At 55.3% G+C, this 24058-nt stretch carries 26 protein-coding genes and 1 tRNA gene; 6 read left to right on the top strand and 21 right to left on the bottom strand.

Features of this window, described 5'->3' with window-relative positions; genetic code table 11:
* Together VNL73_11310 and VNL73_11305 are read left to right on the top strand one after the other, a co-directional pair.
* Positions 1 to 578: tetratricopeptide repeat protein (locus VNL73_11310; protein ID HXF49995.1), on the top strand; the 578-nt coding region annotated here is incomplete at its 5' end.
* Between the two features lie 69 nt (positions 579 to 647).
* Complete coding sequence (locus VNL73_11305; GenBank protein HXF49994.1) at positions 648 to 1298, top strand: YceI family protein; 651 nt, start codon at positions 648 to 650, stop codon at positions 1296 to 1298.
* Between the two features lie 69 nt (positions 1299 to 1367).
* Here the strand turns inward: VNL73_11305 and VNL73_11300 are convergent, their stop codons facing one another.
* Positions 1368 to 3179 carry a M20/M25/M40 family metallo-hydrolase gene (locus tag VNL73_11300; GenBank protein HXF49993.1) on the bottom strand — a complete coding sequence of 604 codons (1812 nt, stop codon included), beginning with the start codon at positions 3177 to 3179 and terminating at the stop codon, positions 1368 to 1370.
* Positions 3180 to 3367: 188 nt separating this feature from the next.
* On the opposite strand from VNL73_11300, the gene VNL73_11295 reads away from it, so the two are divergent.
* From VNL73_11295 to VNL73_11280, 4 genes are all read left to right on the top strand, one after another.
* Positions 3368 to 3943 (top strand): sigma-70 family RNA polymerase sigma factor, encoded by a 576-nt coding sequence (locus VNL73_11295; GenBank protein ID HXF49992.1) that lies wholly within the window; start codon positions 3368 to 3370, stop codon positions 3941 to 3943.
* A 190-nt stretch (positions 3944 to 4133) separates the two neighbouring features.
* On the top strand, positions 4134 to 5378 hold the full coding sequence (locus VNL73_11290) for a hypothetical protein (protein ID HXF49991.1): 1245 nt from the start codon (positions 4134 to 4136) through the stop codon (positions 5376 to 5378).
* 52 nt (positions 5379 to 5430) lie between these two features.
* Complete coding sequence (locus VNL73_11285) at positions 5431 to 7617, top strand: VIT domain-containing protein (GenBank protein ID HXF49990.1); 2187 nt, start codon at positions 5431 to 5433, stop codon at positions 7615 to 7617.
* A gap of 129 nt (positions 7618 to 7746) precedes the next feature.
* Positions 7747 to 7838: transfer RNA gene (locus VNL73_11280), tRNA-Ser, on the top strand.
* A 17-nt stretch (positions 7839 to 7855) separates the two neighbouring features.
* Here VNL73_11280 and VNL73_11275 read toward each other — a convergent pair.
* The 20 genes from VNL73_11275 to acpS all read right to left on the bottom strand — a co-directional run bounded on the left by VNL73_11275 (position 7856) and on the right by acpS (position 23983).
* Entirely contained in the window at positions 7856 to 8551 is a 696-nt protein-coding gene (locus VNL73_11275) for an NAD(P)-binding domain-containing protein (protein HXF49989.1), read from the bottom strand.
* A complete protein-coding gene (gltA, locus tag VNL73_11270; GenBank protein ID HXF49988.1) occupies positions 8548 to 9978 on the bottom strand; it encodes an NADPH-dependent glutamate synthase in 1431 nt (476 codons plus the stop codon). The genes VNL73_11275 and gltA overlap by 4 nt, the downstream gene beginning before the upstream one ends.
* 2 nt (positions 9979 to 9980) lie before the next feature.
* Complete coding sequence (locus tag VNL73_11265) at positions 9981 to 10826, bottom strand: sulfide/dihydroorotate dehydrogenase-like FAD/NAD-binding protein (GenBank protein HXF49987.1); 846 nt, start codon at positions 10824 to 10826, stop codon at positions 9981 to 9983.
* A gap of 11 nt (positions 10827 to 10837) precedes the next feature.
* Complete coding sequence (locus tag VNL73_11260; GenBank protein ID HXF49986.1) at positions 10838 to 13150, bottom strand: thiamine pyrophosphate-dependent enzyme; 2313 nt, start codon at positions 13148 to 13150, stop codon at positions 10838 to 10840.
* Positions 13151 to 13160: 10 nt separating this feature from the next.
* On the bottom strand, positions 13161 to 14147 hold the full coding sequence (locus VNL73_11255; protein HXF49985.1) for a 2-oxoacid:acceptor oxidoreductase family protein: 987 nt from the start codon (positions 14145 to 14147) through the stop codon (positions 13161 to 13163).
* Between the two features lie 345 nt (positions 14148 to 14492).
* On the bottom strand, positions 14493 to 15167 hold the full coding sequence (locus tag VNL73_11250; protein HXF49984.1) for a tetratricopeptide repeat protein: 675 nt from the start codon (positions 15165 to 15167) through the stop codon (positions 14493 to 14495).
* Between the two features lie 15 nt (positions 15168 to 15182).
* Positions 15183 to 15368, bottom strand: coding sequence for a hypothetical protein (locus VNL73_11245; protein HXF49983.1), 186 nt, complete (start codon positions 15366 to 15368; stop codon positions 15183 to 15185).
* 41 nt (positions 15369 to 15409) lie between these two features.
* Positions 15410 to 15697: a DUF2087 domain-containing protein gene (locus VNL73_11240; GenBank protein HXF49982.1), complete on the bottom strand. Its 288-nt coding sequence runs from the start codon at positions 15695 to 15697 to the stop codon at positions 15410 to 15412.
* A gap of 44 nt (positions 15698 to 15741) precedes the next feature.
* Complete coding sequence (locus tag VNL73_11235; GenBank protein ID HXF49981.1) at positions 15742 to 16530, bottom strand: hypothetical protein; 789 nt, start codon at positions 16528 to 16530, stop codon at positions 15742 to 15744.
* Between the two features lies 1 nt (position 16531).
* Entirely contained in the window at positions 16532 to 17302 is a 771-nt protein-coding gene (locus tag VNL73_11230) for an NTP transferase domain-containing protein (protein ID HXF49980.1), read from the bottom strand.
* On the bottom strand, positions 17268 to 17615 hold the full coding sequence (gene panD, locus VNL73_11225) for an aspartate 1-decarboxylase (GenBank protein ID HXF49979.1): 348 nt from the start codon (positions 17613 to 17615) through the stop codon (positions 17268 to 17270). The genes VNL73_11230 and panD overlap by 35 nt, the downstream gene beginning before the upstream one ends.
* A gap of 9 nt (positions 17616 to 17624) precedes the next feature.
* Positions 17625 to 18476 carry a pantoate--beta-alanine ligase gene (gene panC / locus VNL73_11220; protein HXF49978.1) on the bottom strand — a complete coding sequence of 284 codons (852 nt, stop codon included), beginning with the start codon at positions 18474 to 18476 and terminating at the stop codon, positions 17625 to 17627.
* Positions 18476 to 19282: a 3-methyl-2-oxobutanoate hydroxymethyltransferase gene (panB, locus tag VNL73_11215; protein ID HXF49977.1), complete on the bottom strand. Its 807-nt coding sequence runs from the start codon at positions 19280 to 19282 to the stop codon at positions 18476 to 18478. The genes panC and panB overlap by 1 nt, the downstream gene beginning before the upstream one ends.
* Complete coding sequence (locus VNL73_11210) at positions 19279 to 20115, bottom strand: hypothetical protein (GenBank protein HXF49976.1); 837 nt, start codon at positions 20113 to 20115, stop codon at positions 19279 to 19281. Before VNL73_11210 ends, panB begins: the two co-directional genes overlap by 4 nt.
* 44 nt (positions 20116 to 20159) lie before the next feature.
* A complete protein-coding gene (locus VNL73_11205; protein HXF49975.1) occupies positions 20160 to 20849 on the bottom strand; it encodes a deoxynucleoside kinase in 690 nt (229 codons plus the stop codon).
* Positions 20846 to 21382 (bottom strand): 2-amino-4-hydroxy-6-hydroxymethyldihydropteridine diphosphokinase, encoded by a 537-nt coding sequence (gene folK, locus VNL73_11200; protein HXF49974.1) that lies wholly within the window; start codon positions 21380 to 21382, stop codon positions 20846 to 20848. The genes VNL73_11205 and folK overlap by 4 nt, the downstream gene beginning before the upstream one ends.
* A gap of 6 nt (positions 21383 to 21388) precedes the next feature.
* Positions 21389 to 21745, bottom strand: a complete 357-nt coding sequence (locus tag VNL73_11195; GenBank protein ID HXF49973.1) for a dihydroneopterin aldolase — start codon at positions 21743 to 21745, stop codon at positions 21389 to 21391.
* 23 nt (positions 21746 to 21768) lie between these two features.
* Positions 21769 to 23001: an aminotransferase class I/II-fold pyridoxal phosphate-dependent enzyme gene (locus tag VNL73_11190; GenBank protein ID HXF49972.1), complete on the bottom strand. Its 1233-nt coding sequence runs from the start codon at positions 22999 to 23001 to the stop codon at positions 21769 to 21771.
* Positions 22998 to 23591, bottom strand: a complete 594-nt coding sequence (pyrE, locus tag VNL73_11185; GenBank protein HXF49971.1) for an orotate phosphoribosyltransferase — start codon at positions 23589 to 23591, stop codon at positions 22998 to 23000. The genes VNL73_11190 and pyrE overlap by 4 nt, the downstream gene beginning before the upstream one ends.
* Positions 23588 to 23983: a holo-ACP synthase gene (acpS, locus tag VNL73_11180; protein ID HXF49970.1), complete on the bottom strand. Its 396-nt coding sequence runs from the start codon at positions 23981 to 23983 to the stop codon at positions 23588 to 23590. Before acpS ends, pyrE begins: the two co-directional genes overlap by 4 nt.
* Positions 23984 to 24058 lie beyond the last annotated feature (75 nt).

Below are 24058 nucleotides of genomic sequence, written 5' to 3'. Positions count from 1 at the left end.
ACATCCCCGCCGAATCCCTCTGCCGTCAATCGCTATCCATCCGGGAAAAAACGGCCGGCCCGCACAGCCCGGCGGCGCGGCAGGCACTGGACAACCTCGTTTATATCCTGGCCCGGCAGGAAAAATACGCGGCCGCCGAGTCGCTTACCCAGCGGGCGGCAACCATGCTTGCGCGATTCAAAAACCTCTATCCTTTGGAAACGGCAAATTACCTGAACAGCCAGGGAACCTTTTGCCATCTGCAGGGGAAATTCACCCGGGCGGAGAGCCTTTTTCAAAGCGCACTCGCACTTCGGGAAAAAAATATGGGCCCCGACGATCCGGCGGTTGTCAAAACCCTGGATAATCTTGCGGAAACCCGGAAAAGCCAGAAAAAATATGAAGGATTGGATTCCCTATATGAGCGGATGATCGCCGCCATGGAGAAAAATTCCGGACCCCAGGATCCGGCGTTGGTTTCCAAATTGGAAGGTATCTCCCGGTTCTACGAATCCATCAAGCAAACTGAAAAGGCCCAAAAATGGGCCCTGCGGGCGGAGCGGGTCCGGTCGAAAACCAAAACCAACGGGAACCAATAGGTCCCCTGGCCGGTTATCCATTTTCAAATGCGGGAAATAAGACCAAACACTCAAACCAAAGGAGCCGTAATGCGTCGGGTTGCATCAATCCTAATCGCCGTTCTATTTCTCTTTCAGTTGACCGCTGCCGCGCCGGTGAAGTTTTTGCTTTCCGGGCGGGACGGGCGGAACGTCATCAAATTTATCTCCAAAGCGCCCCTCGAAACCATCGAGGGAAAAACCGGCCAGATTGACGGTACAGTGGAAGTCGATTTGGCGGACGCCGGCTCCGCCTCCGGGCAGTTCGAAGTGGATTTGACCACGGTGAAGACCGGTATCGACATGCGGGACCAGCATATGCGCGAAGGGTATCTGCATACGGACAGCTTCCCGAAGGCGACCTTCAAAATCGTAAAGGTGACCAAAGCCAGCCCGAAGCAGCTGGCGGACGGCCAGCCGGCGGAAATCGAGGCCCAGGGGGAACTGACCATCCACGGCGTTACCAAGCCGGTTACCGTTTCCGGCACTGTTACTTACCTAAAGGAAAGCGAGGCGACCCAAGCCCGGCTGCCGGGTGATTTGCTGCACATCGACGTCGGCACGACGATTCTTTTGTCCGATTTCAAGGTGGAGCGCCCTCAGTTCGTGTTAATGAAAGTCAGTGACAAAGTGGAACTGCGAGTGGACGTTTTCGCCACCACCCGCTACCCGGAGCCGAAGCCAGAGCAGAAAAAGCAGTAATCGAATTTCACTGGGATTTTAGCGGGGCGCAGAAATGCGCTCCGGTTTTTTTATTTGAACAATAGGGAGTTATCTTCGCCGCTCGAGAAGAACTGAAACGGTGAGCGGTTTGCCGTCCCGCATAAGACCGATGGCGACGGTTTCCCCTGGTTTGTGGGCTCCCAAGGCATAGGTATAGTCGTAGATATTGCGGATTTCCTTGGCGCCGAAGCGGACGATGACATCACCCCCTTTGATGCCGGCCTTTTCCGCCGGCGAACCCTCCCGCACACCGGAGAGCTTGACGCCGACCAGTTCTTCCGAATAATCCGGGATGGTACCCAAATAGGCCCGCAGTTCCCCGCTTCCCCCGCCCATGCGGGTGCTGTCCCCTTTGGTGCGAACGTACGTTGGTGCCGCGTCCAAGCCCTGAATTTTGTCAACGGTGCGGTAGGCCAACTGCAAAATCTGCTTCTCTCCGACCGTATTGATTTTATCCCAGGTGTCCGACGGTTTGTGGTAATCGGTGTGCGTGCCGGAGAAGAAAAACAAAACCGGTTTTTCCTTGGCGTAAAAGGGGGAATGATCGGAAGGGCCGTAGCCGTCGTCGGTGAATTTGACTTTCAAACCAATCTCTTTGTTCACCTCGCCAACCAATTCCTTCCAGATCGGGGAGGTGCCGGCGCCTTGAACAATGATTGTAGAATCTTTCATCCTGCCAATCATATCCATATTGACCATCGCCGTGATTTTTTCAAACGGAAAGGTCGGGTTTTTGGTGAAATAGCTGGAGCCCAAGGTCCCTTCTTCCTCGCCGGAGAAGGCGGTGAAACAAACGGTGCGTTTCAAGAAGTTCTTTTGAGCGGCAAACGCCTCCGCCAGTTCCAGAAGCCCGGCCGTTCCGGAGGCGTTGTCATCGGCACCGTGATGGACTTCCCCTTCCTCCTTGGGGGACAAGCTCTCCGGCCCCCCTTTGCCTAAATGGTCGTAGTGCGCGCCGATTACCACCACCTCGCTCCCCACCTTGGGGTCGTTGCCGGGAAGCATGCCGATGACGTTGTCCGTTTTGGTCAGCCGTTTTTTGACGGCCGTGGCAAATTCCACTTCGATTGGCAGCTCAAACGAATTCGGTTTGGAACTGTGGGCAATGCCGATGGCGATTTTGTCCAGAGCTCCCTTCCCTCCCTTTTCGACGATGGAATTGGCGGCCGCCAAATCAATCCCTGCTACCAAAATGCCGGCATCCCCCGGCGCCCAGTCGTGGCGCAGCCGGGAGACGGCATCGTATTTGAAGGTGTCCTCTGTGGCGACCACGAGCACGCCCAAAGCGCCGTGCTCGCGGGCATTCATCGCTTTGTAGCGGAGCGCGAAATAGCGGTTGTAGCGGTTTTGTGGATCTTCCCCTTCCGGCCCGTATTTCATAACCAAAACGATTTTCCCTTTTACATCCAACCCAGTGTAGTCGTCGTACCCGAAGTCGGATGCCGTTATCCCGAATCCAGCAAAAACAAGCTTTCCTTTGGCCTCGCCGGTCTGGGTATAGGACAAGGGCATCCATTTCTCGCGGATGGGTAAATCTTGACCGTCGATTTTCAAATAGTTCTTCTCCCCGAGTTCGGAGGCGGCAACCACATCAAAGGATTGGCGATAGGTGCCGCTGACTCCGCCGGGCAAAAGACCGATCCGTTTGAATTCGGACTCGATGTAGTTGGCGGCTTTGGCACAGCCCGGCTCGCCGGAGCGGCGGCCTTCGAGAGAATCAGAAGCCAGGACCCTGATATGGCGGATGATGTCGTCTTCATTGATGGTGGAAACCGGGTCGCCGTGTGCCCATACGAGCGAACTGGCAAGTATGAGGGAGGCAGCTGTCAACTTCCAAATTCGAGTGGATGGTCTTTTCATTATTTTTTCTCCTTGAAGAAGTTCAATGGGAAACGCATACCCAAACATTATCGATAATCTGAAAAAAGATGTCAATGCGTGTGGTCAAATTGTGCCGCTTAAAACATAAGTCGTTGCCGGATTGGGGCTTGTGAATGCACCCTATTTGCTGAAACCTGGAATAAAACTATCTTCCGATGGTATTATATATGCCGATGGAGAACGCTGCGGACAGCGAACTGGTTGTCAAGGCCAAAGCCGGAAATGAGAATGCCTTTCGGCAGTTGGTGGTTCGCTACCAAAAAAGAATTTTCTATCTGGCGTATCGAATGACCAAGGACAAGGATGCCGCCGATGACTTGGCCCAAGAAACCTTTATCCGCACCTACCAGGCGCTCGGACGATTTAAGGAGAATTATCCGTTTTACACCTATATCTACCGGATTTGTATGAACCTTTCGATTAATTACCACCGCCGGCAAAAGCTGACTTTGTACGAAAGCCGCACGGAAAACTGGGAACAGATGCTGGAAAATCAGGGGATTTTCCCGGAATCCATTTCCACGGCGGAGGAAAAGACCTTAAGCAAGCTGGAAGCGGAAATCGACCGGCTTTCACCGGAATACAAGGCGGTGGTGGTTTTGAAGTTTTACGAAAACCAAAGCTGCGAGGAGATTGCCAAAACACTGGAAATCCCCTTGGGGACGGTTCTTTCCCGTCTTTCGCGGGCAAGGCAAAAGCTGGCGCAGGCCCTGACCAAAAAGGAGGCGGCCGATGAAGTGTAATTTTGAATGGCTTTCCGCCTATCTGGACGGGGCACTGGCCGAGGACAAGCGGGCCAAGTTGGAAGAGCATTTGAAAACCTGCGAGGCCTGCACGGCCAAGTTGGAGGAATTTGCCCGGGTGGAACAGGCCGCCAAGAAAATTCCGGTGCCCCAGCTTTCCGAGGCGTATTGGGAGAATTTTGCCAATCGGGTGCAGAACAAACTGACCATCCGTGAAAAACAGAAAACTTGGCCGGGCTGGCTGGAGACACTCAAGAGCTTTTTTCAACCCACCACCCGCAAGCTGGCAATAGCCGGCAGCGTGGCGGTTATCCTTCTTTTGACCTTTATCAGTTTGGACCAATGGAAGAAACAGACGTTCCGGCCTCCGGTTTTTGAGTCCGAAAAGCCGGTTGTTGAAGGAAAAGTCGATTCGGTTCAACTACCGGCAAAAGATGAATCAGAGTTCCGGGCCATAGAGCAAGGCAAGAAGACCGGGCTTGTTGATAAAAAGGGGCCGTATCTGTCTGCGCCTAAAATGGCCATTGACACGCTTACCCTAAAACCGATGGCGAACGCGCCGGCGGCATCGGCTCCGCTCGGAAGAGTGTTAGCCGCCCCAGAAGAACAGAAATCGAAGGAAGAGCCGACTTTAGCTGCGTTTGCAGAGAGGGATGAAGCCGTTAAAGGGGATACGGTTGTAGTAACGGCCGGAAAGAAAGCAGAAATTCGGAAAGAGGTTGCCACTTCGCAGGTGAAAGTTGCGGCGGAGGAAATCGAAAAACTCCCGATTCGGAACACCGAGGGCCTCTTGAAAGTTCAGGCGGGTGTGTCACAAAGCGAGGGTCAGACACACATCAGAGGAGGCAGAAAATCAATTTCGGACGATTCGCTTGCGAACACGACGGGGAAAAAAGAGGAAACCCAAAAGGAAGCTGATACATTGACAAATGACATTTCAAAGTTACCAATTCGGAATGTAACAGACTTGCTTAAAGTGCAAGTGGGGGTAGGGAGCTGGAAGCCTAATGAGGGTATAAGAGGCGGCGGGCAGCCCGAACAAGAAGATTCCCTTTTAGATACTGTTGCCAGAAAAGCAAAAATCCAAAAGGAAGTTGCCACTTCACAAGAAAAGGCAGTTCCTAAAGCCCCCTCAACGGCAAAACCCTTTATGACCATGCCAGCCGTCGATACGGCCCAACTGGTTTCCGACATTCGACAGATAATTGCCGAGAAGGAAAAAGAGCTAAAAGGTGAACTTTCCAGAACGGAGAGAGAGTCGCTCTATATTTTTCTGGCTCAACACTACGTGCAGCTTTACCGCTTTTCGCTCAACCAGAAGGATTGGGAAAAGGCAAACGGGCGTTTAGATGACTTTCTGAAAACCGACCTCTCCAAGACCAACCGTCGGTGGTTGGTGGCTATTCAGGCCGAGTTGAAAAAGCTGAAAAAATAGCCGGGAATAAAAGTTTCTCCTTCGAGTATTTGGAGTAGAGAAAGGAGAAACTATGAAAAAGCTCTTCCTGACCGCCGCGTTTTTAATAGCCGCCTTCGTCCAGTCCCAAGCCCGAATCGTAATCGTTCCACCGCCAAGGCCCATACCAACGCCCCTGCCCTTCCCGCACTACCTTTCCATCAAAGATTACGACGTGAAGGTGAAAATCACTGGGCAATTGGCAACCACCACCGTGGAGCAGGTGTATCAAAACAGTTTTCCGCGGATGCTGGAAGGAACCTATCTCTTTCCCATACCAGAAGGAGCCTCCATTTCCAAATTTTACCTGTATGTGAACGGCGAGGAAGTGCCGGGAGAGGTTTTGGAGGCGAACGAGGCCCGGCGGATTTATGAGGGAATCATCCGGCAGATGAACGACCCGGCGCTTTTGGAGTTCGCCGGCTGCGGGCTTTTCCGGGCGCGCATCTTTCCGATTCCGGCCAACGGGGAGGCCAAAATCAAGCTTTCCTACAGCCAGGTTTTGAAACCGTTTGCCGGACTTTTTGAATACAAGTACAACTTCGGCCGGGAGGAAATGGTGCAAACCGGCGTCAATAATGTCAGTTTGGATATGCAATTGAACTCCGGCGTTGCTTTGAAAAACATCTACTCCCCTTCCCACGAAGTCAAAATCGAACGGAGCGGCGAAAAATCGGCCAAAATAAGCTGGGGGGACAACGCCAGGGAAGCGGGCGGCGATTTTGTTCTGTACTATGCCGTCAGCCCGAAGGATATTGCTTTCTCCCTTTTGACCGACCAGCAGGACGGGGAAAACTACTTTATGGCCTTGATTTCCCCGGAGGTCAAACCGGCCACCACCAAAACCTTGACCAAGGATATCATTTTCATTTTGGACAGCTCCGGCAGTATGCGCGGTGACAAAATGAAACAGGCCAGGGATGCGTTGCTTTTCTGCCTGCGGAGTTTGAATCCGGGGGACCGGTTCAACATTGTCGATTTTGACGACCAGGTGCGACTCTTTGCCGAAGGGATGAAACCGGCCACGCACGCCAATCTTCGAGACGCAGAGCGGTTTGTGGAGCAAATCGACGCCGAGGGTGGTACCAACATCGCCGGGGCGTTGGAAACCGGGCTGAACCAGCTTTCGCGCGGACGGCTCAACTATGCGATTTTTCTGACCGACGGATTGCCCACGGTTGGCGTTACAAACGTCGAGGAGATTCTGGCGATGGCCAAACGGGTTAACGATGCCCGAGTAAAAATCTTTGACTTCGGCGTGGGTTATGACGTAAACACCCATCTTTTGGACAAGCTGGCGGAGCAAAACTCCGGCGCTTCGGACTATGTGGTTCCGTCCGAGAACATCGAGGTCAAGGTTTCCAGCTTTTACAAGAAAATCTCCGCGCCGGTTTTGGCGAATTTGAAACTAGATTTCGGTTCCGTTCGGGCTTTTGCCACTTATCCCAACGACCTGCCGGACCTTTTTGCCGGGTCGCAGTTGGTGGTGGTGGGAAAATTCAATGGCCCGCATAGAACCTCCGTTACATTGGCCGGTGAACTGAATGGAGAACGGACGGTATTCGAGTTCCCTGCCGATTTTGCGGTGCAGAACGGCTGGGAGAAATCGATACCCAAAATCTGGGCCACCCGCCGGGTGGGGCATTTGATTGACCAGGTGCGGCTTTCCGGCCAGTCGCCGGAAGTGGTGGATGAAATCGTAACACTGTCGAAAAAATACGGCATCATCAACGAGTTCACTTCATTTCTGGTGAAAGTGGATCCGGCAATGCCCTTGGCGCAGGCGCGCGACCACTTCGCACCGGCGGCGCGGGAGTTGAGTTTGCAAAGTTCTGGCGAGCGGGCGGTCGCCCATGCCAAAAAGTCCGCCATCCGGAAGGAGATTGCCACTTCACGGGTCAAACTTGCGCCGGAAGAAGAAAAAGCGCTTGGCGTAATTGACCAGCGGGGCCGGGCGAATGTGGCCACCCCCGGCGGAAAAACCTTCTACCGGAAGGACGAGAAATGGGTAGAGGCGGACCGGGACGACAAAAAGCCCGTCGTGAAAATCAAACCCTTCTCCCCGGCCTATTTTGCGATGTTAAAAGTGAAGCCGGAATTCGGTAAATATACGGCCTTGGGAAAAGAAGTAAGCTTTGACGCTGGGAAAGTGACCGTGGAGATTGCAGAAGACGGCAAAGAAAACCTGACGAAGGAGGAATTGAACCGGTATTTCCGGTAGCGGCCAGAGAGGGGAAAGCAAAAACCGGCCCTTGCGGGCCGGTTTTTTTTATTGGTAGGGGCGTATTGCAATACGCCCCTACGGTTCTTTGATTTTTCCGCGACAAAGGTTTATTTTCTCCCTGAAACCGGAGAGATGTCCGAGTGGTTGAAGGAGCACGCCTGGAGAGCGTGTAGGGTGTTTCAAAAGCACCCTCCTGGGTTCGAATCCCAGTCTCTCCGCTTTATTTTTTCCGTTTTTACATTTGGGCTGTTTGTCCTTGTGAACGGTTTGCTTCCAGGCAAAAGGGCAGATAGGCGCAGTGGCTTCGGGCGCAAAAACGCCGGCTGCAGCGTCCGTTGAGCCCATGGGTGACCCAGCCCATCGCCAACGGCTCTAAATAGCGGGAGGCCTCGATAGGGCCCAAATCGACGACCGGCCAGCCGAAATCGGCCAACAGTCCGGCCACTTCCTTTTTAGCCGCCGCGTCGTTGCCGCAGATAAACAGCTCCGGCTGCCCCTCTTCAAAATTTGGATGGAAAATATGTGCGTTGCCGGTCGGGTTGAAGGCTCCGACCACCCGGGCGTCCGGCAGCCGGCGCTGTAGCCGCTCGCCGCCCGAATCGGGTTGTTCCGATCGCTTCCAACGTTTGCTGGTGACAGAATCGAGCGGATTAGAGAGGTCAAGGATCACCTTGCCGGAAAAACTTTTGGGGCCGGATTGTTTAGTGGCCTCCTCTGTTTCGTCCCAGTCCGTGGCCAAAACGACGAGCTCGCCAAAAGCGGCCGCCTCGGCAAAACTTCCGATGGAGGCGCGCGGCTGTTCGGCCAGCCAGTTGGGGACTTCTGTTTTTTCTGGATGGCGGGTGCCGATTTTTACTTCGTGTCCATGCTCGACAAAACCATGTCCAAGGGATTGCCCCACGCAGGTGGAACCGAGGATTCCGATTTTCATTTTGGCCTCCTTGTTTTGTTTACATCCAAAGACCCATTGTTCGATGACAGATCGCGGTGGATGGCCGCCGCGGCCCGCTTGCCCGCGCCGGCAGCCAAAATCACCGTGGCAGCCCCCGTCACGGCATCCCCCCCCGCATAGACGTGGGGACGCGTGGTAAGACCGGTCGATTCTTCGGCCACCAAACACCCCCGCTTGGTCGTTCCCAGCCCGGGGGTTGTTTTCACGAGCAAGGGATTCGGCGTGGTGCCGATCGCCAGAACTACATTGTCCACGGGCAGAACGAACTCACTCCCCGCGATTGGAACCGGCCGGGCGCGGCCGGACGAATCCGGCTCGCCCAGTTTCATCTTCTGACATTTTAGTCCGGTGACCCAGCCGCTTTCGTCTCCCAGCACTTCAACCGGATTGCAAAGCCAGTGAAACTCCACCCCTTCTTCAAGCGCGTGGTGATATTCTTCCACACGGGCGCTCATCTCCTTTTCGCTGCGTCGGTAGACAATCATCCCCTTTTTTGCCCCCATGCGCAGCGCGCTGCGCACGGCGTCCATCGCTGTGTTCCCGGCGCCGATCACCGCCACCCGCTCCCCAACCCGCAGAGGAGTGTCGGCCTCCGGAAATTGAAAGGCACGCATCAGATTAATGCGGGTCAGATACTCGTTGGCGGAGAAAACGCCATTCAAATTTTCGCCGGGGATTTTGAGGAACTGGGGCAGCCCCGCGCCGGTGCCGATGAAAACGGCGGAAAAACCGAGGCGGCCGAAAAGGTCGTCCAAGGTCAGGGTCTTCCCAATGACAACATTACAATTGATTTCCACACCCATCTGCTTCAAAATGCCTATTTCCCAGTCCAGAATCTCCTTCGGCAGCCGGAACTCCGGGATACCATAGCGCAACACCCCGCCCGGGGCGTGCAGCGCTTCGTAAATGGTCACGGGATAGCCCAGCCGCGCCAGCTCCCCGGCGCAAACCAGCCCCGAAGGGCCGGAGCCAACAATGGCGACCTTCTCCTTGCGCGTGATGTTGGCCGTAACGGCAGGCGGCTGGGCCCGTTCCCAATCCGCTACGAAACGTTCCAAGTAGCCGATGCCGACCGGCTCGAAGCGCTTCGCCAAGTGGCATTCCGCTTCGCACTGCGATTCCTGCGGGCAGACCCGCCCACAGATGGCGGGGAGGGGGTTAGCCGTGCGCAAAATCTTGGCCGCCTCCTGCATATTGCCCGTCGCGACGGCGTGCATAAATTCGGGAATCGGGACCCGCACCGGGCAGCCCTCCACGCAGACCGGATTCTGGCAGCGCAGGCAGCGCTCCGCTTCGAAAGCGGCATGGTAAGGGGTGTATCCTTTGTTGACCTCCAGGAAATCCCGGGCGCGCGCTTGGGCTTCGCGTTGGGGCATCGAGGTTTTGTCAGCGCGTTTGACCGGCATGATTAACTTTCCTTCCCAGCGGCGCAGGCGATGCGCTCCAAGGCGAGTTTTTCTTCCCGCACATACATTTTATTGCGGCGCATCGCCTCCTCGAAGTCCACTTCGTGCCCGTCCAAGCAAGGGCCATCCACGCAAGCGAATTTCGGCTCCCCTGCTACGGTGACGCGGCAGCCGCCGCACATGCCGGTGCCATCCACCATCAATGGGTCCATGGAGACCAACGTTTTCACCATTGGCCCGCGCGTAACTTCGGCAACGGCCCGCATCATCGCCATCGGGCCGATGGCCACGACGAAGTCGGGTCGCCCCGGAGTCTCACCTTTAATGAGTTGCTCCAGACGTTGCGAGACAAACCCCTTGAAACCGGCCGAGCCGTCGTCCGTGCAGACCTCGACATTTGTGCATACCTGTTTGAGTTCGTCAACGAAAATCAGCAATTCTTTTGTCCGGGCGCCGACTAAGGCCGTGGTCGGATGCCCGCGGCGGATGCATTCCCGCAGCAAACAGAGGAGCGCGGCGGTTCCAAAGCCGCCCCCTACGCCGCAAATATGTCCACTTTCCGGGATTTCAACCGGGGAACCCAGGGGCCCTGCCAAGTCGAGAATTTCTTGGCCGGCTTCCAAGGCGCAGAGGCGCTTGGTGGTCGCGCCAGCCTCCTGCACCACGATGGCGAGCGCTCCTGCCTCGCGGTCATAGTCGGCAATCGTAATAGGGATGCGCTCCCCGCCTTCGCGGATGCGGACCATCACGAACTGGCCTGGCTGGGCCGCGGCGGCGATGAGGGGGGCATCAAGCAGAAAATACTTCGTGACCGGTGTTAGCTTGCGGGTTTCGAGAATCTTCGCCACTTTCCGCTCTTCTACAATAGGGGATGCTCGTGCATCGCCTTAAGCCGCCGCCAGCGCCGGTCCACTTCCTCTTGGAGTTCTTTGACCAGCGCCGCGTTCTTGGGCGTGAGCAAATGCTTGGTTTTCCCCATCAGCCCAAGCCAGTCGCCCACCGGGCGGCGGCGCCCCATGGCGTCCGGGTCGTAGGTAATCGTCGTACGCCCGCGCTCCACTTCGTAAAGCGGGAAAAAGCAGCAGTCGATGGCCGCCTGCAAGACCGCCTCGGCGCCATCGTCCACGGTGCGCCAGTTGAGCGGGCAGAAGGACAGAATCTTGCCGTACACCAACCCTTCCCGCTTGGCGTACCACTGCGCTTTGGCTACCTTGCGCATCAAATCCTCGGGGTATCCTTCGCTCGCCGTGAAAACGAAAGACAGGTGGCAGGCGGCGAAAATCTGGGCCGTGTCCTTGTGGTGGTAGAGTTTTCCCGGCTGCTTGGAACCGACCTCGCTGGTGGAAGTGCGGTGGCCGAGCGGCGTGGAGTAGGAAAGCTGCGCGCCGGTGTTCATATATCCCTGGTTGTCGTATTCCAAAATCATCATGCGATGATTGCGGTGGGCCGCGCCGAGCGCCGGGCCGATGCCAATGTCCATCCCGCCGTCCCCCGTTACCATCACAAACGTGGGCTCATTTGCAGCGGGCAATTCTCCCCGCCGCACCCGCTCGTGGTACATCTCCACAAGGCCGGAAAGAGTGGCCGCGCCGTTCTGAAAAAGGTTGTGCACGTAGTTGATGCGATGGGCCGTGGACGGATAACCCGTGGTCACCACCATTGCGCAGCCGGTCTGGAAAAGCACCACGAGGTCTCCCTCCAGTACGCGATAAACTTGATGGAGTGTCGGGAAGATTCCGCAGCCCGGGCACGCGCCGTGTCCGGGGGCAATTCGGCTCGGAATTTCGGTCATCTTCCACATCGGTTCGAGTTCCACCTTTAAGAGGCCTGTTGTCTCGTCTTTGGTGACCTTAGCCATCCCGCGCGATACGTCGGTGACCGGTATCGGCGGCAGGCCGGGCTTCGGGCCGCTCCCTCTTGTGCCCGGCGTGACACCATGGTAGGCAAACGGCTTTTCAACTCTACCCGCAACCGCGGCCGTGCGCGCTTCCTCGAAAAAAGTAACGGCATCGGCGCCGTAGAAATCCTTGCCGCCCAGCCCGTAGATGCGCGAAAGCACCAGCGTTTTATTCTTGGGGTCGTTCTGGAGTGCTGCGCGGACTTCGAGCGACAGGTTGCCCCCCCCGGCGCCGTAAGAATCAGCCCGGTCACCGATTGTCGCCGCCCTGACATTTTTCATCGCGCGGCGGAAATCCTCCGCTGGGAAGGGGCGCAACACGTTGGGGGAGAGGACACCGACTTTTTGCCTCTTTGCGCGCAAGCCGTCGGCGGCCTCCTTGGCCGTTTCGGCAGCGGAGTTAAGCAGCACAACCGCGGTTTCGGCATCTTCCATACGATAGCTGTCCAAGACGGGGTACGGTCGGCCGGTCCGTTTCTCCAATTCGGCGAATACCTCGAGAACTACTTCCCGCGCAGCCTCCATCGCCAGCGAAAGCTGCATTTTGTTGTTAATCAAATCCGGGTCGTTCATATAGGGGCCGAATGTGGCCGGGTGCTCCACATTGAGAGGCGTGGGATAGACCGGCGGTTCTCCGAGGAACTGCTTCACGGCGGATGGGTCGTCAAAAACCTGGATGCGCCGCTTCTGGTGGCTGGTGAAAAAACCGTCGTAGGCCACGAGAACCGGCAGCCGTACCCGGGGATGCTCGCCGATTTTCACGGCGGCGAAATTTAAATCGTAGACCGCCTGCGGATCGCGCGCCAAAAGCACAATCCAACCGGTGTTCAGCGCGAAATAGAGATCGGAATGGTCGCCGCGGATGTCGAGCGGCCCGGAGACCGTGCGGCAGGCAAGGTTCAAAACCATGGGCACGCGCGTTCCGGATTGCACGGGCAGCTGCTCCAAGGAGTAGAGCAAACCCTGCGAGCTGGTGGCGTTCAAAACGCGCCCCCCGCCCAAGGCCGCGCCGTAGCAAATGCCGGCGGCGCCGTGCTCGCCATCTCCGGCAATCATGGTTATTTCATGCTCGCCGTTCGCCCCCATCTTGGCGAGGTTCTCGGCGATTTCGGTGGAAGGAGTAATCGGGTAGTAACCCATTATGTGGAAGCCGATGTCGCGCGCGGCGATTGCGGCCGCTTCGTTGCCGCTTCTAAAATCCGCTTTCTGCTGTATGGGGGACGCCGCTTTGGCTTCCTTTGAGCGGGAACGAGGGGAACTGATGGAAGTTTTCATAATAACCATCTCACTCAATAATCTCCGGAAAGAGCGGGACCCGGAGCTTCTCTGCCAGGTCTGGCGTCTCCGCCTGCTTGCTCAAGGCACCGGTTGGGCAGGACTCCACGCAGCGCAGACACCCCTTGCAATAATGGTAATCAATCCCCATTAGCTTGCGTTCGAATCCTCCGTCGGGCTCTCCGTCCCCCCACACCATGCAAAGATCGGGGCAGACCAAATCGCACAGCCCGCAGTGGATGCAAGCCTCCTTGTTGAGGACTGGCATCCACCCCGTGCGGGAGGCCGACAGGTCATTCCAAATGGTGTTGCCCGCCGTGGGGATGAACCCCCCGATGGGGGCGGTTTCATAGCCCCACACGGGGGTTGAACGCGCGGGCGGAAGGTCTCCTTCGGCGCGGCCAATATTTTCGACAATCTCAAACTCCATCGCGCCGCGCTGAAAAGCCTGCTCGTTCGACGCGACCGCCTCCGGATGCTTTCCAGCGAACTCTTCAGAGAGTGCTTCCTTCACCGCGAGGGCATTCAAAAAGGGGAAGGCGGCGCAAAGCGTTCCCAAAAGGACGGCGTTGGGGCGGGATTTTTCCTCGACGGCAATGGCCAGTGCATCCACCCGCACGACGCGCGCCGTGCGGGGCAGCGCGGACAGCGACATCGGGAGGGGTGCCGGTGGCGCGTTGATGATCAGCGTACCCTTGGCTTTAAGCCCGGAAAATGTGGCCGGGTTGGCCAAAAGGGCGGCGTGAAAGACAACGACGACGTCCGGCGATTCCACTGGGGCGCTTGTTCGAATGGGCAACTCGGCCGGGCAAAGACGGACAAAGGAGCGGACCGGCGAGCCCTTCTTTTCCGAGCCGTAGGAGGAGAAGGCTGCGCCGTTTAACCCGAGGCGCAAAACGGCGGCTGTAGCCAGAACCTGGGCGGCGGCGTGGGCCCCAAGCCCCCCGATTGATTCGAATCGGACTTCAAAATGCCCCGATTTCGGGTCAGCGTCCATCCGTCATACCCCTTTGCGGGGACCTGCATGGTTGGGCGCCCGGGCGGGAGCGGGGGAGGCGGGACGCGTTTGCGGCCGGATGATTTCTGAAGGAGTCGTGTTCATCGTCAAGCCCTTTGGACACGGCCCGGTTGGCCGGGCCGTCGCCATGCTTTCTTTCAATGGACTCACTTTATCCATTGAATCCGTTACTAATCTATCATAGATATCGGCTGTTTGTCAAGCCTTTTTGAGGTGTTTTTTAATAACCGACCAAGCCGGTCGGCAATGAGGCGAAAGAAAAAAACCCGCCCTTTCCTTGTCCGGGGGCAATCATATTGTAGGTGGAGAAGGCGATGGAGACCGTTACTTATCGGTTTCCTTGGCGGGCGTACTGAACTTTTCGATCCGTTTCCGCAGCCAAGTCGAGTCCGGGTGGGTGGGGTGGTCTTTGAGCAGTTGTTGGTAGCCCTTCAAGGCACTCGTCGTATCTCCCGCTTGCTCGTACTGGTACGGGATCTCCACCAAGGCGTCGTTATATAGTTCCGAAGCGGGATACTTCTCCACGAGCGTTTGAAAGTATTGTTTGGCTATCATAAATTTCTTACCGCGGGACAGGGCATCCCCGGCATTGTAGATGGCCTCCGGAACTTTGCCGCTTTTGTTTTCGCGGTCCATGGCGACCACCCGTTTGTAGAGTTCGACGGATTTTTCAAATTGACTGCGGCTGGCGTATTTTTCGGCAACGTGCATCATCAGGCCGATATTTTCCGGTTCTTTGGCCAACTGCTTTTCCAGAGACGGCAAAGTCCCCACGCCCGCCATATAATTGGTGATGGTTTGATGGAAACTATCCGGCGGGAAGTAACCCCACAGCCGGTCGATTTCTTCACCGGTGGAGGCCAGCAGGATAATGGTGGGATAGCCGGCGATTCCGTACTGACGCGCCAGCGCTGTATCCTCCCGTCCGTTTACTTTCGCAAAGACCAACTGGTCTTGGAGGCGGATGACTTTGGAAGCGACGTAGGTCGACTCCTCCATCCGCGCGCACCACTTTCAGCCCGGCCGCCAGAAATCGATTAGAACCGGTTTGTTCGCTTTCTTTGCTTCGGCCGTGGCCTTGGCGTAGTCCTGCCAGGCAATTTCTTTGGATTTTTCATCGGCGATAAGCGGTGCCGAAAAATAGAGAATCCCCGCCACGAGGAGGGTGTTCAGTTTCGTCAGCCGCCCAATCTTTTTCATTCGAAGGTTAATATTCCCTTCCTTCAGGCTGCTGTCAAGCCCTAAACGGAGCCAATTTTTTCCTGCAGCCAATAGCGGCTCCCATCGGGAGTGCGGTCGAGCAATTTTTTCATATAAAGCTCTCGCCGGAGCAGGGCCGGGTCTCCGAAGGTGTGATTTTGATTTAGTATTTCGTTTACTTCTTTCTCCGAATATTCCCGGCCTGGCTCAAACTTGACGACTAGAAATTCCAGGGCCAAAAGCTGTTTCTCCCGGTGCTTTCTCGAAGGCCAGGATCTGAGCTTTGAATCTTTGTCGAGGAAACCTTTCAGTTCAATTGGAATGTCCATTTTTAGAAAAACCCCAGGAAGGAAGCCCCTGGGCTGAACCTGATCTACAACCCATACTTCTCCTTTAAAAAAAACCGAAGGTTCAGGTTAACAGAATCGGCAATTTCCTGCCAAAAAATTATGCAGCACCTAGATCTTAGATTTTGGTCTCTAACACATCTAACCGTAAAGTAAAATTCTCTAACCAAGTCCGGTCTCCTTGCATCGCACAAGAGGTAAAAAGAAAAGCCGTTCTCAAACGCAGCTAATACGTTTCTAATCAATTGGTAGTTTTTATAGTTTGACTCGTCTTGAAAAAGATCCGCAGAATTAAAAACCTTATGAAAGTTATCATAGCGCTCAACCACATGTTTCTCTTTATCGGTAAAGTTATTTTCGGTCAGCTTAGATTCGAAAATGACTTTACCTATTTTCATGTCAATCTCGGTTTTGTCGCGGCTTCCATTTTTCATAACCCCGGGTTCATAACCAAACTCGGGCTGTTGAAAACCGGTAATTCCTAAAAGTTTTCCAAGTAATCTCTCCTCAATAACATCGGGAAAGCAGAAAATATTCATAAGAAGAGCATCAGAACTGGTGCAAGAATCTAATTCACGGATATTTGAATCACTTTCAAAATGCGGATGCGGTTTCTGCAATCTTTTTTTCCAATTCTCGTCATTCAAGATTGTTTTATAAGATGCCTCGATGAAGTTGCCATTAAGACCATTGTCCAAGTCTTCTTTGAAAATAACAACGCCACTAGGTGTCACCAGATGAGATATGTCATACTTCTCAGCGTATTGTCCTGCAAGTATTGAGATTTGACTTCTCAGAGTTTCTGCCCAGTCCATTTTATCTCCATAGACGCTGATTAAAAGCGTTCTCTAAACGCTGCAGCTCCTCGCGCGAATTCACCCCCTGCGCTTCGATTAGGTTTTTCAAAAGCAGTGCGGCGACTTTCTTTTTCTGCCGGTTCAAGACGGTTATCACGTCCGTTAAATAGTATTCCTTCTGGGTATTTTGGTTTTTGATTCGGGATAAAAGTTTAAAAAATGGCGGGACGCGGAAGACCAGGGTGCCGGTGTTCACTTCGCGGATTTTCCGTTCCTCGGGCGTGGCGTCTTTGTGCTCCACGATGCGCAAAACATCCCCTCTTTTAGAACGAACGATGCGGCCGTAGCCGGTGGGGTCCGGCCAGCGGGCGGTCAGAACGGAGGCCAAGGCCTTTTGTCGTTTGTGAAAGTCGATAAAGTGGCGAATCGTTTGCGGCTTAATGGCCGGCACGTCCCCGGCCAGAACCAACAGGGTGCCGCGAAAATTTTTGAGCTTGGGGTAAGCCATCCGCACGGCGTGCCCCGTGCCGAGCTGCGATTTTTGCCAGACGAATTCCACCGTGTAACCCTTCAGGGCTTTTTTGACTTTCTCCCCCTTGAAGCCGACAACAACGATGATTTTCTTAATTCCGGCTTTTTGCGCCGCTTCCACCACCCAGCAAACAAGCGGACGGCCCAAAAGTCGATGGAGCACTTTAGGGAGGGGGGAGCGCATCCGCTTTCCCTTTCCGGCGGCCAGAATGACGGCGGCCGTGTTATTTAAGCCGGTTTTTTTCGTTGATTTGGACAATCTTGGGATGAAACTTTTTGGCTTCCTCGGGGCTCATTTGGGCATAGGAGAGTATGATAACCAAATCCCCCACCTGTCCCAGCCGGGCGGCGGGGCCGTTCAAACAAATGACGCCGGAGTTTTTCTTCCCTTTAATGACATAGGTTTCAAACCGCTCTCCGTTGTGCAAATTGACCACCTGCACTTTTTCTCCGGTCTGAAGATTAGCTGCTTCCATCAATTTTTCGTCAATGGTGATGCTGCCGGCGTATTGCAAATTGGCCTCGGTAACCCGGGCGCGGTGAATTTTCGACTTCAAAACCTCAATCAGCATTGCATCCTTTCAGTAGAGCTTTGCTCCCACCAAGACATTGTCAATCAAGCGAACTTTCCCCGACCGGGCGGCTAACGATAGCACTGCCGGACGGCCCGACTCCCGCACGGGCAATAGCGTTTTCGGGTCGGAGGCCTCCACATATTCCACTTCAAAATTCGAATGACTTCGTATGTAATCTTGCACGATTCGCAAAACTTCCTCCGGGGGAAATTTGGCTTTCCATTTTTCCGCCCCCCGCTCGAGGGCCCGGTGCAAAACCGCCGCCTCCCGGCGCTCGATCTCGCTCAAGTACCTGTTGCGGGAGGAAGCCGCCAGGCCGGACGACTCGCGGACGGTGGGGCAAACTACAATTTTTACGGGAAAATTCAAGTCAAAAACCATTTGCTTAATGACGGCGGACTGCTGGTAATCCTTTTGACCGAAATATGCGACGTCCGGCAAACAAGCGTTGAAAAGCTTGGCAACAACAGTAGCCACGCCGCGAAAATGGCCGGGGCGCGCCGCCCCCTCCAGTCCTTGGGACAACTTCTCGACTTCTATGGAGGTCTGAAAACCGGCGGGATACATCTCTTTTGCAGAAGGGATGAACAAGGCATCCACGCCTGCTTTCAAGCAAAGGGCTCGATCCCGCTTCATATCCCGCGGGTAGCGCGCAAAATCCTCCGTGGGGCCGAACTGCAGGGGATTGACAAAGACGGAAACAATCACCCGGTCGCAATCTTGGCTCGCTCTTTTAATGAGCGAAAGATGTCCCTCGTGCAAATATCCCATCGTCGGCACGAGTCCGACGGTAAGCCCCTTTTTCCGCCAGCTCCGGCTAAGCGCCTGCATCCGCAGGACGGTGGGGACTTGCCGCATTAATAACTTTCTTCTTCGGTGGGAAAACGGTGGTGTTTGACGTCGGAAATGAAGGTGGAGACTGCCTTTTTGATTTCCTCCGACAAATTGGCGTAGCGCCGGACGAATTTCGGCTTGAAATCGGAAAAGATGCCCAATAAATCGGAAGTGACCAGAACCTGCCCGTCGCAGTCGGGCCCCGCGCCGATGCCGATGGTCGGGATGGAAACGGAGCGCGTGATTTTGCGGGCGGCCTCGGCCGCCACCCCCTCCACTACGAGCGAAAACGCTCCCGCTTCCTCGAGCACCTGGGCGCTTTCCAAAAGATAGGCCACCGATTTTTCGTTTTTCCCCTGTACCACGTACCCCCCCATTTTATGCACGGCCTGTGGGGCCAGACCGATATGCCCCATCACCGGAATGCCCACCTCCACCAAATGTTTTACTGTGGGAGCCAGTTCCACCCCCCCTTCCAGTTTGACGGCCGCCGCGCCGGCCTCCTTCAAGAACCGCCCGGCGTTCGCCACCGCCTCGGCCGGAGAGATTTGGAAGGACAGAAAGGGCATGTCTCCGATAACCAAGGCTCGCGCCGCCGCCCGGCTGACCGCCTGCGTATGGTAGAGCATCTGCTCCAGCGTGATGGAGAGGGTGTTCGGCTGGCCGTAGAAAACCATGTTGGCGGAATCGCCGACCAAAAGGGCATCCACCCCTACAGCATCCAAAATCTTGGCTGTCTGGTAATCATACGCGGTCAGAACCACAATTGGCTCTCCCCGCTTTTTGAATTCCCGGAAGCTTTTGACGGTGATTTTGTCGGCCGGGCTCATTTCCTTCTCTTTTTTCCGGCCGAACGGGATTCCGGGGCGGCTATCCGCTTGTACCCGTTGGGAATTTTGAACTCCGAAATGCTTCGTTGCTCCGCCGACAGCTGCATGGCCTGTCGGGAATAAACATATTCCTTTACGCCCTTGGGCAACTTGCGCTTGAGAGTGAGTTTCATCTCCAGCGGAAAAATCTTCTCCGCGGCGGCCTTTTTTTCAAACTCCACCAGCCAGATGCCAAGCAGATTGGAAATCCGCCCCGCCTCAATCCCTTCGAATATCCGCAGCCCCCGGTAGTTTTTCATCCGGAACTGGTCGTAGAACTCCACGTCGGCCTTTCCGTTAAATCCTTTTTCTGCTAGCCAGAAATCGAACTCCAAATCAACCGTGCCGATCGTTTTTCCGGCCGAGTCGAGTGAACAACCCTCCCATACCCATTGCCGGTGAACGCAGGCCGTGTCGGCAATCCGCCGTTTATCGGTTAATTTTTTTTCCTGCAGAGTGCCGCCGGCAAGACGCAAGACCCCCCGGCGGGCCCGGAAGACGGAATCGGCGGCTAGCGAGCGGGCAAAACAGGTCTCGAAATTCCCCATCAGATAGTATACGCTGTCCGTGTAGTTGGGAACGAGCTCCGAGGTGTCGGCAAAACTTCCGGTTTTACGGGCATAGCTACGGGTGATGCGGGCGGAATTAAGCCGGAAAAGATTCGTTTGCCAGACCACTATCGTATCCTTGCGGGCGCCTCCCCAGACCGCTTCGCGGAAAACCATCCGGCTATCGGCCCAAAGACAGCCGGGAATAACGAGCAGTACCAAAGCAATGAATAATCGTTTCATCATGGGCTACAAAGATAAGCGCCGAATCTAATTTGGGATGAAAAATATTATTTTTCTTTTTGCTCCATCAAGGGGGTCCCGTCGGTGAAATCCGGCCGCCAGTAACGGGTGCCGAAGGGGGGTTTTTCGATTTCCCGGACCAGCAGGGCAAAATCGGAAGGATTGGCGACAAAATCCAGCTTGTCCGTGTTGACCACCAAAAGGGGGGTATCCCGGTAATCGAAAAAGAACTGACGGTATTTGTCCACCACTTTCTCCAGATACTCCGGCGCCATGTTTTTTTCGTACGCCCGGTCGCGCATTTTTATCCGTTTCCACAAAACCGGAAAGGAGGCCTCTAGGTAAATCACCAAATCCGGCCGGCGGGCTGCCTTGGCCAAACCCTCCTCCAGTTTTTGATACAAATACAACTCTTTTTCCGAAAGTACCAGTTCGGCAAAAAGACGGTCCTTGGGAAGGATGTAGTCGAAAATCACCCCTGGCGCAAACAAGTCCGGCTCGGACAATTCCACCTGCTGCCGCCAACGGGAGAGAAGAAAAAAAAGCTGGGCCTGAAAGGCGGACTTCCGCGGAGCGCGGTAGAACTCGGAAAGGAAGGGGTTTTCGTCCGCCTCCTCCAAAACGGCGCGGTAGCCGAGCCGTTCCGCCAAAAGTTTGACCAAGGAGGTCTTGCCCGCCCCGATCGGTCCCTCCACCGCCAAATAAGTCGGGCGGGTGCGGCTCGGTTTTTCCTTCATTCCCGCACCTTCTCCAGCCGCAAAAGTTCTTCCAGTTTTCCCACCCAGCGCACCCCGGTGCCAAAGCCCCCTTCTTCCAAAAGCTGGGAAACGGTTTTTCCCAGAACCGGGTGGCGGAAGGCAGGGGCAATTTCCGCCAGGGGAATCAAAACGAATCCGCGGGAAGCCATCCGTGGATGGGGAATTTCCAAAAGAGGCCCCTTTATTCGCTCGCTTCCGTAAAAAAGAATATCGATATCCAGCGTGCGGGGGAGAACTTTGCCGGTTTTGCGCACCCGCCCGAAGCTTTTCTCGATTTCCAGAAGTTTTTCCAGAAGCTCGTCTGCGCCAAGGGAAGTTTTGAAGCTGACGGCAAGATTGTAAAACGGCCCGCCCGTGACCTCCACCGGCTCGGTTTCATAAACGGAGGAGACGGAAAGGGGGGCGGCGGTCAGCTTTTTTAAACGGCCGACGGCGCCGATGAGATTTCCCAGCCGGTTCCCCAGATTGGACCCCAAAATCAGATAAACTTCAACTTTCGTTTTTTCAGCCATTTTACTTCAGTTTTTGGGCCAATGAGCTTCCACCTCCACCACGGGAAGCCGGTACAACCCGGGGGGTGAAAGTTTGCGCACGCGCACCACCGTTTTTTTGACCGAAAACTCCTTTCCCAGTTTTTCGGCCAGCCGTGAGGCGGCGGTTTCCAGGAGATGGAACTCTTTTTCCATCTCCTTCAAGATTACCAAATAAACCCGACTGTAATCGGCCGTTTTTTTAAGCTCATCTTTGGCCGCCGCCGGGGCGAAGGGGAAAAAAAGCTCGCAGTCGATTTCCAGAAGGGCTCCCCGCCGCCGCTCGTCGGCGGTGGTGCCAACGTGGGCGGAGAGTTTGAGTCCCAAAAGCCGGAGCGCATCCATTTAAGGCGAGCTTTGCCGAACCATCAGGCGCTTTGTTTCTCCCTTTTTTCGAACAGCCGGATTTTTTTCAGCCCGGAAGAAAACACGGCCGAAAGCCGTACGAAAACAGAAGTAAGCGTTTCGGTCGGCACAGCCAGAGAAAGACGGAAACGCCCTTCTCCTGCCTCGCCGAAGTAATTGCCGGGATAGACCAAAACCCCGGTTTTGCGCAGCACCTTGCGGGCAAACGCCTGCGAACTGGCTCGCGTCGGTACCTCCACCCAGACAAAACAGCCTCCTTTGGGACGCCAGAAATTCCAGCCAAGCCGGGCAAGCCCGTCGGCCACGATTTTCTTCCGCTCGGCCAAAATTTGGTTGTGGTAGGAAATGATCTCCCGCCGCCGTTTCAACAGTTCGATGCCGAGCCGCAGGGCGAAATTGGAGGGGTAAATTCCCAAACTCAAGATGTAGGATTCAAGGTTTTCCACCACCTCCCGTTTGCCGACGGCCAGCCCCAGCTTGGGAGCGGGGAGATTGAAGGTGTGGGTGAAGGAGAAAAATTCGACGGCCGCCTTGGCAGCTTTTGGAACGGAAAGCAAGGGCACCGACGGCGCTTGGTCGTAATACAGTTCTCCATAGGTAAAGTCGTTGGCCACTAAAACATTTTTGTGTGAACCCCACGCCACGGCCTGTTCAAAGAAATTCCGGTCGGCCGCCGCCCCGGTGGGGGAATGGGGATAGTTCAAAACCAAAACCTTCGGAGGACCCCCGCGCAGGCCGTCCAAGGCGTCGAAATTGGGAAGGTAATCGGTACGAGCATAAAGGGAGTAGGGGACGGCCTCCCCCTTGGCCGAAAAGACCGCCTGCCGGAAGAAGGGAAAAGCCGGGTCCGGCAAGAAAACCTTTTCCTTGGCTTCCAGATACAGAAGAAAAAGGTGAAAGAACCCCTGCTTGACGCCGGGAATGGGGGCTAGGGCGGTAAAACGGTCCAATTTCTGCCAGATGCGCTCTTCCACGTATTCGGCGGCCAGTTTCTTGAACTCGGCGACCAGTTTGGCATCCGGCCTAGGGGACCAGACCAGACCCTCTCGGAAATGCTCACTGGCCATCTTTTCCACTTCCGGATGGAGGGGCAAATCCGGCACGATCCGCCCGACGTTCAAAATCTCCGGCCCGCTTTTTTTGCGGGCCGCCAGCCGTTCCAGAACGTCCGGGTAGGTGGCGGCGATGCGCTGAATCGGCTCCGCTTTTTCGACAATGACTTTCTTGACCCTCAAAATTTCCTCGATCCCGGCTTGGTAACCGGTTTCTCTTCCCGGCAGAGGGGGCAGTTTTCCGGGGTAAATGATTCCACATCCAAAGTGGCCAGGGCATAATACGGCCAGCCCAAATTGACTTTTCCGCCCGAGCGGTCCAAAAGCACTCCCACCCCGACGATTTCGCCGTTTTCCCGTCCAACCAATTCCAACACCTCAAGCAACGACCGTCCGGTGGTCAAAACATCGTCCAGGACCAGAATTTTTTCCTTTGGTTTCAAGGCGAATCCCCGCCCGAATACCCGGCCGTCCCCTTTCTCATTCGGCTCGGCGAAAAAGTAGGGTTTTCCCATCTGGCGGGCCACCTCGTAGGCGATCACCATCCCGCCGGTGGTCGGACCGATGACTCGGTCGATGGCAAGCTCTTTGAAGCGCTCCACGAACATTGCCCCGAGCCGAACCAGATATTCCGGATGCTGGAGCACATAAAATTTTTCAAAATAAGCCGCCGAGTGGCGGCCGGAGGATAGCAAAAAATGCCCGGATAAAAGCGCCCCCGAGCGCTCGAAGAGATCCAAAACCTCGTTTTGCGTGGAGGTGGCCGTTTTCATCCTTCCCCGTCGATTAAAACCGCTTCCCCGATGGCGTACTGGTGGGTGTGGGACATCGAAATTAAAATCTTTTTGTTGCCGATGACTTCCTTCACCCGCTCTCCCAGCCGCACCTCCGCTTTTCCCTTTTTGTCATTGACAATTTCTATCGAAGTCCAGCGCAGATTGGAGGTGAGCCCCGTGCCAATTGCTTTGATGACCGCCTCCTTGACGGCGAAGCGGGCGGCAAAGGAGTAGTGGGATTGCTGCTTGGCCCGGCAGTAGGCCACTTCCGCCGGGGTAAAGATGCGGAAGAGAAAATGCTCCCCCCAGTGCTCGATCGCTTTTTTAATGCGCTCGGTTTCGATTATATCCACACCTATCGCCGCCACGCTCATTTTCCAGCTTTCCAAAATACCTTTTTTTAACCGTCCCGAAAAGCCCTTTTTGAAGTTGCCCCGGGAATGCGGCCGGCTCGAGACCCGCTT

The sequence above is a fragment of the Verrucomicrobiia bacterium genome (assembly GCA_035574275.1).
In the GTDB taxonomy this organism is placed as follows: Bacteria; Zixibacteria; MSB-5A5; order DSPP01; family DSPP01; genus DSPP01.
The sequence above is the reverse complement of the archived record's forward strand: the minus strand, read 5'-3'. Positions and strand labels throughout refer to the sequence as shown.

What these genes read in the sequence shown, in the direction of transcription:
- panD (HXF49979.1), bottom strand. Translation starts at nt 17,615, where the DNA reads ATGCTGATTGAGGTTTTGAAGTCGAAAATTCACCGCGCCCGGGTTACC.
- VNL73_11295 (HXF49992.1), top strand. Translation starts at nt 3,368, where the DNA reads ATGCCGATGGAGAACGCTGCGGACAGCGAACTGGTTGTCAAGGCCAAA.
- VNL73_11235 (HXF49981.1), bottom strand. Translation starts at nt 16,530, where the DNA reads ATGGACTGGGCAGAAACTCTGAGAAGTCAAATCTCAATACTTGCAGGA.
- pyrE (HXF49971.1), bottom strand. Translation starts at nt 23,591, where the DNA reads ATGAAAACGGCCACCTCCACGCAAAACGAGGTTTTGGATCTCTTCGAG.
- VNL73_11275 (HXF49989.1), bottom strand. Translation starts at nt 8,551, where the DNA reads ATGAAAATCGGAATCCTCGGTTCCACCTGCGTGGGGCAATCCCTTGGA.
- VNL73_11305 (HXF49994.1), top strand. Translation starts at nt 648, where the DNA reads ATGCGTCGGGTTGCATCAATCCTAATCGCCGTTCTATTTCTCTTTCAG.
- VNL73_11245 (HXF49983.1), bottom strand. Translation starts at nt 15,368, where the DNA reads ATGAAAAAGATTGGGCGGCTGACGAAACTGAACACCCTCCTCGTGGCG.
- folK (HXF49974.1), bottom strand. Translation starts at nt 21,382, where the DNA reads ATGGCTGAAAAAACGAAAGTTGAAGTTTATCTGATTTTGGGGTCCAAT.
- VNL73_11250 (HXF49984.1), bottom strand. Translation starts at nt 15,167, where the DNA reads ATGGAGGAGTCGACCTACGTCGCTTCCAAAGTCATCCGCCTCCAAGAC.
- VNL73_11260 (HXF49986.1), bottom strand. Translation starts at nt 13,150, where the DNA reads ATGAAAACTTCCATCAGTTCCCCTCGTTCCCGCTCAAAGGAAGCCAAA.
- gltA (HXF49988.1), bottom strand. Translation starts at nt 9,978, where the DNA reads ATGCCGGTCAAACGCGCTGACAAAACCTCGATGCCCCAACGCGAAGCC.
- VNL73_11300 (HXF49993.1), bottom strand. Translation starts at nt 3,179, where the DNA reads ATGAAAAGACCATCCACTCGAATTTGGAAGTTGACAGCTGCCTCCCTC.
- VNL73_11285 (HXF49990.1), top strand. Translation starts at nt 5,431, where the DNA reads ATGAAAAAGCTCTTCCTGACCGCCGCGTTTTTAATAGCCGCCTTCGTC.
- VNL73_11255 (HXF49985.1), bottom strand. Translation starts at nt 14,147, where the DNA reads ATGGACGCTGACCCGAAATCGGGGCATTTTGAAGTCCGATTCGAATCA.
- panB (HXF49977.1), bottom strand. Translation starts at nt 19,282, where the DNA reads ATGAGCCCGGCCGACAAAATCACCGTCAAAAGCTTCCGGGAATTCAAA.
- VNL73_11205 (HXF49975.1), bottom strand. Translation starts at nt 20,849, where the DNA reads ATGAAGGAAAAACCGAGCCGCACCCGCCCGACTTATTTGGCGGTGGAG.
- VNL73_11240 (HXF49982.1), bottom strand. Translation starts at nt 15,697, where the DNA reads ATGGACATTCCAATTGAACTGAAAGGTTTCCTCGACAAAGATTCAAAG.
- VNL73_11195 (HXF49973.1), bottom strand. Translation starts at nt 21,745, where the DNA reads ATGGATGCGCTCCGGCTTTTGGGACTCAAACTCTCCGCCCACGTTGGC.
- VNL73_11210 (HXF49976.1), bottom strand. Translation starts at nt 20,115, where the DNA reads ATGATGAAACGATTATTCATTGCTTTGGTACTGCTCGTTATTCCCGGC.
- panC (HXF49978.1), bottom strand. Translation starts at nt 18,476, where the DNA reads ATGCGGCAAGTCCCCACCGTCCTGCGGATGCAGGCGCTTAGCCGGAGC.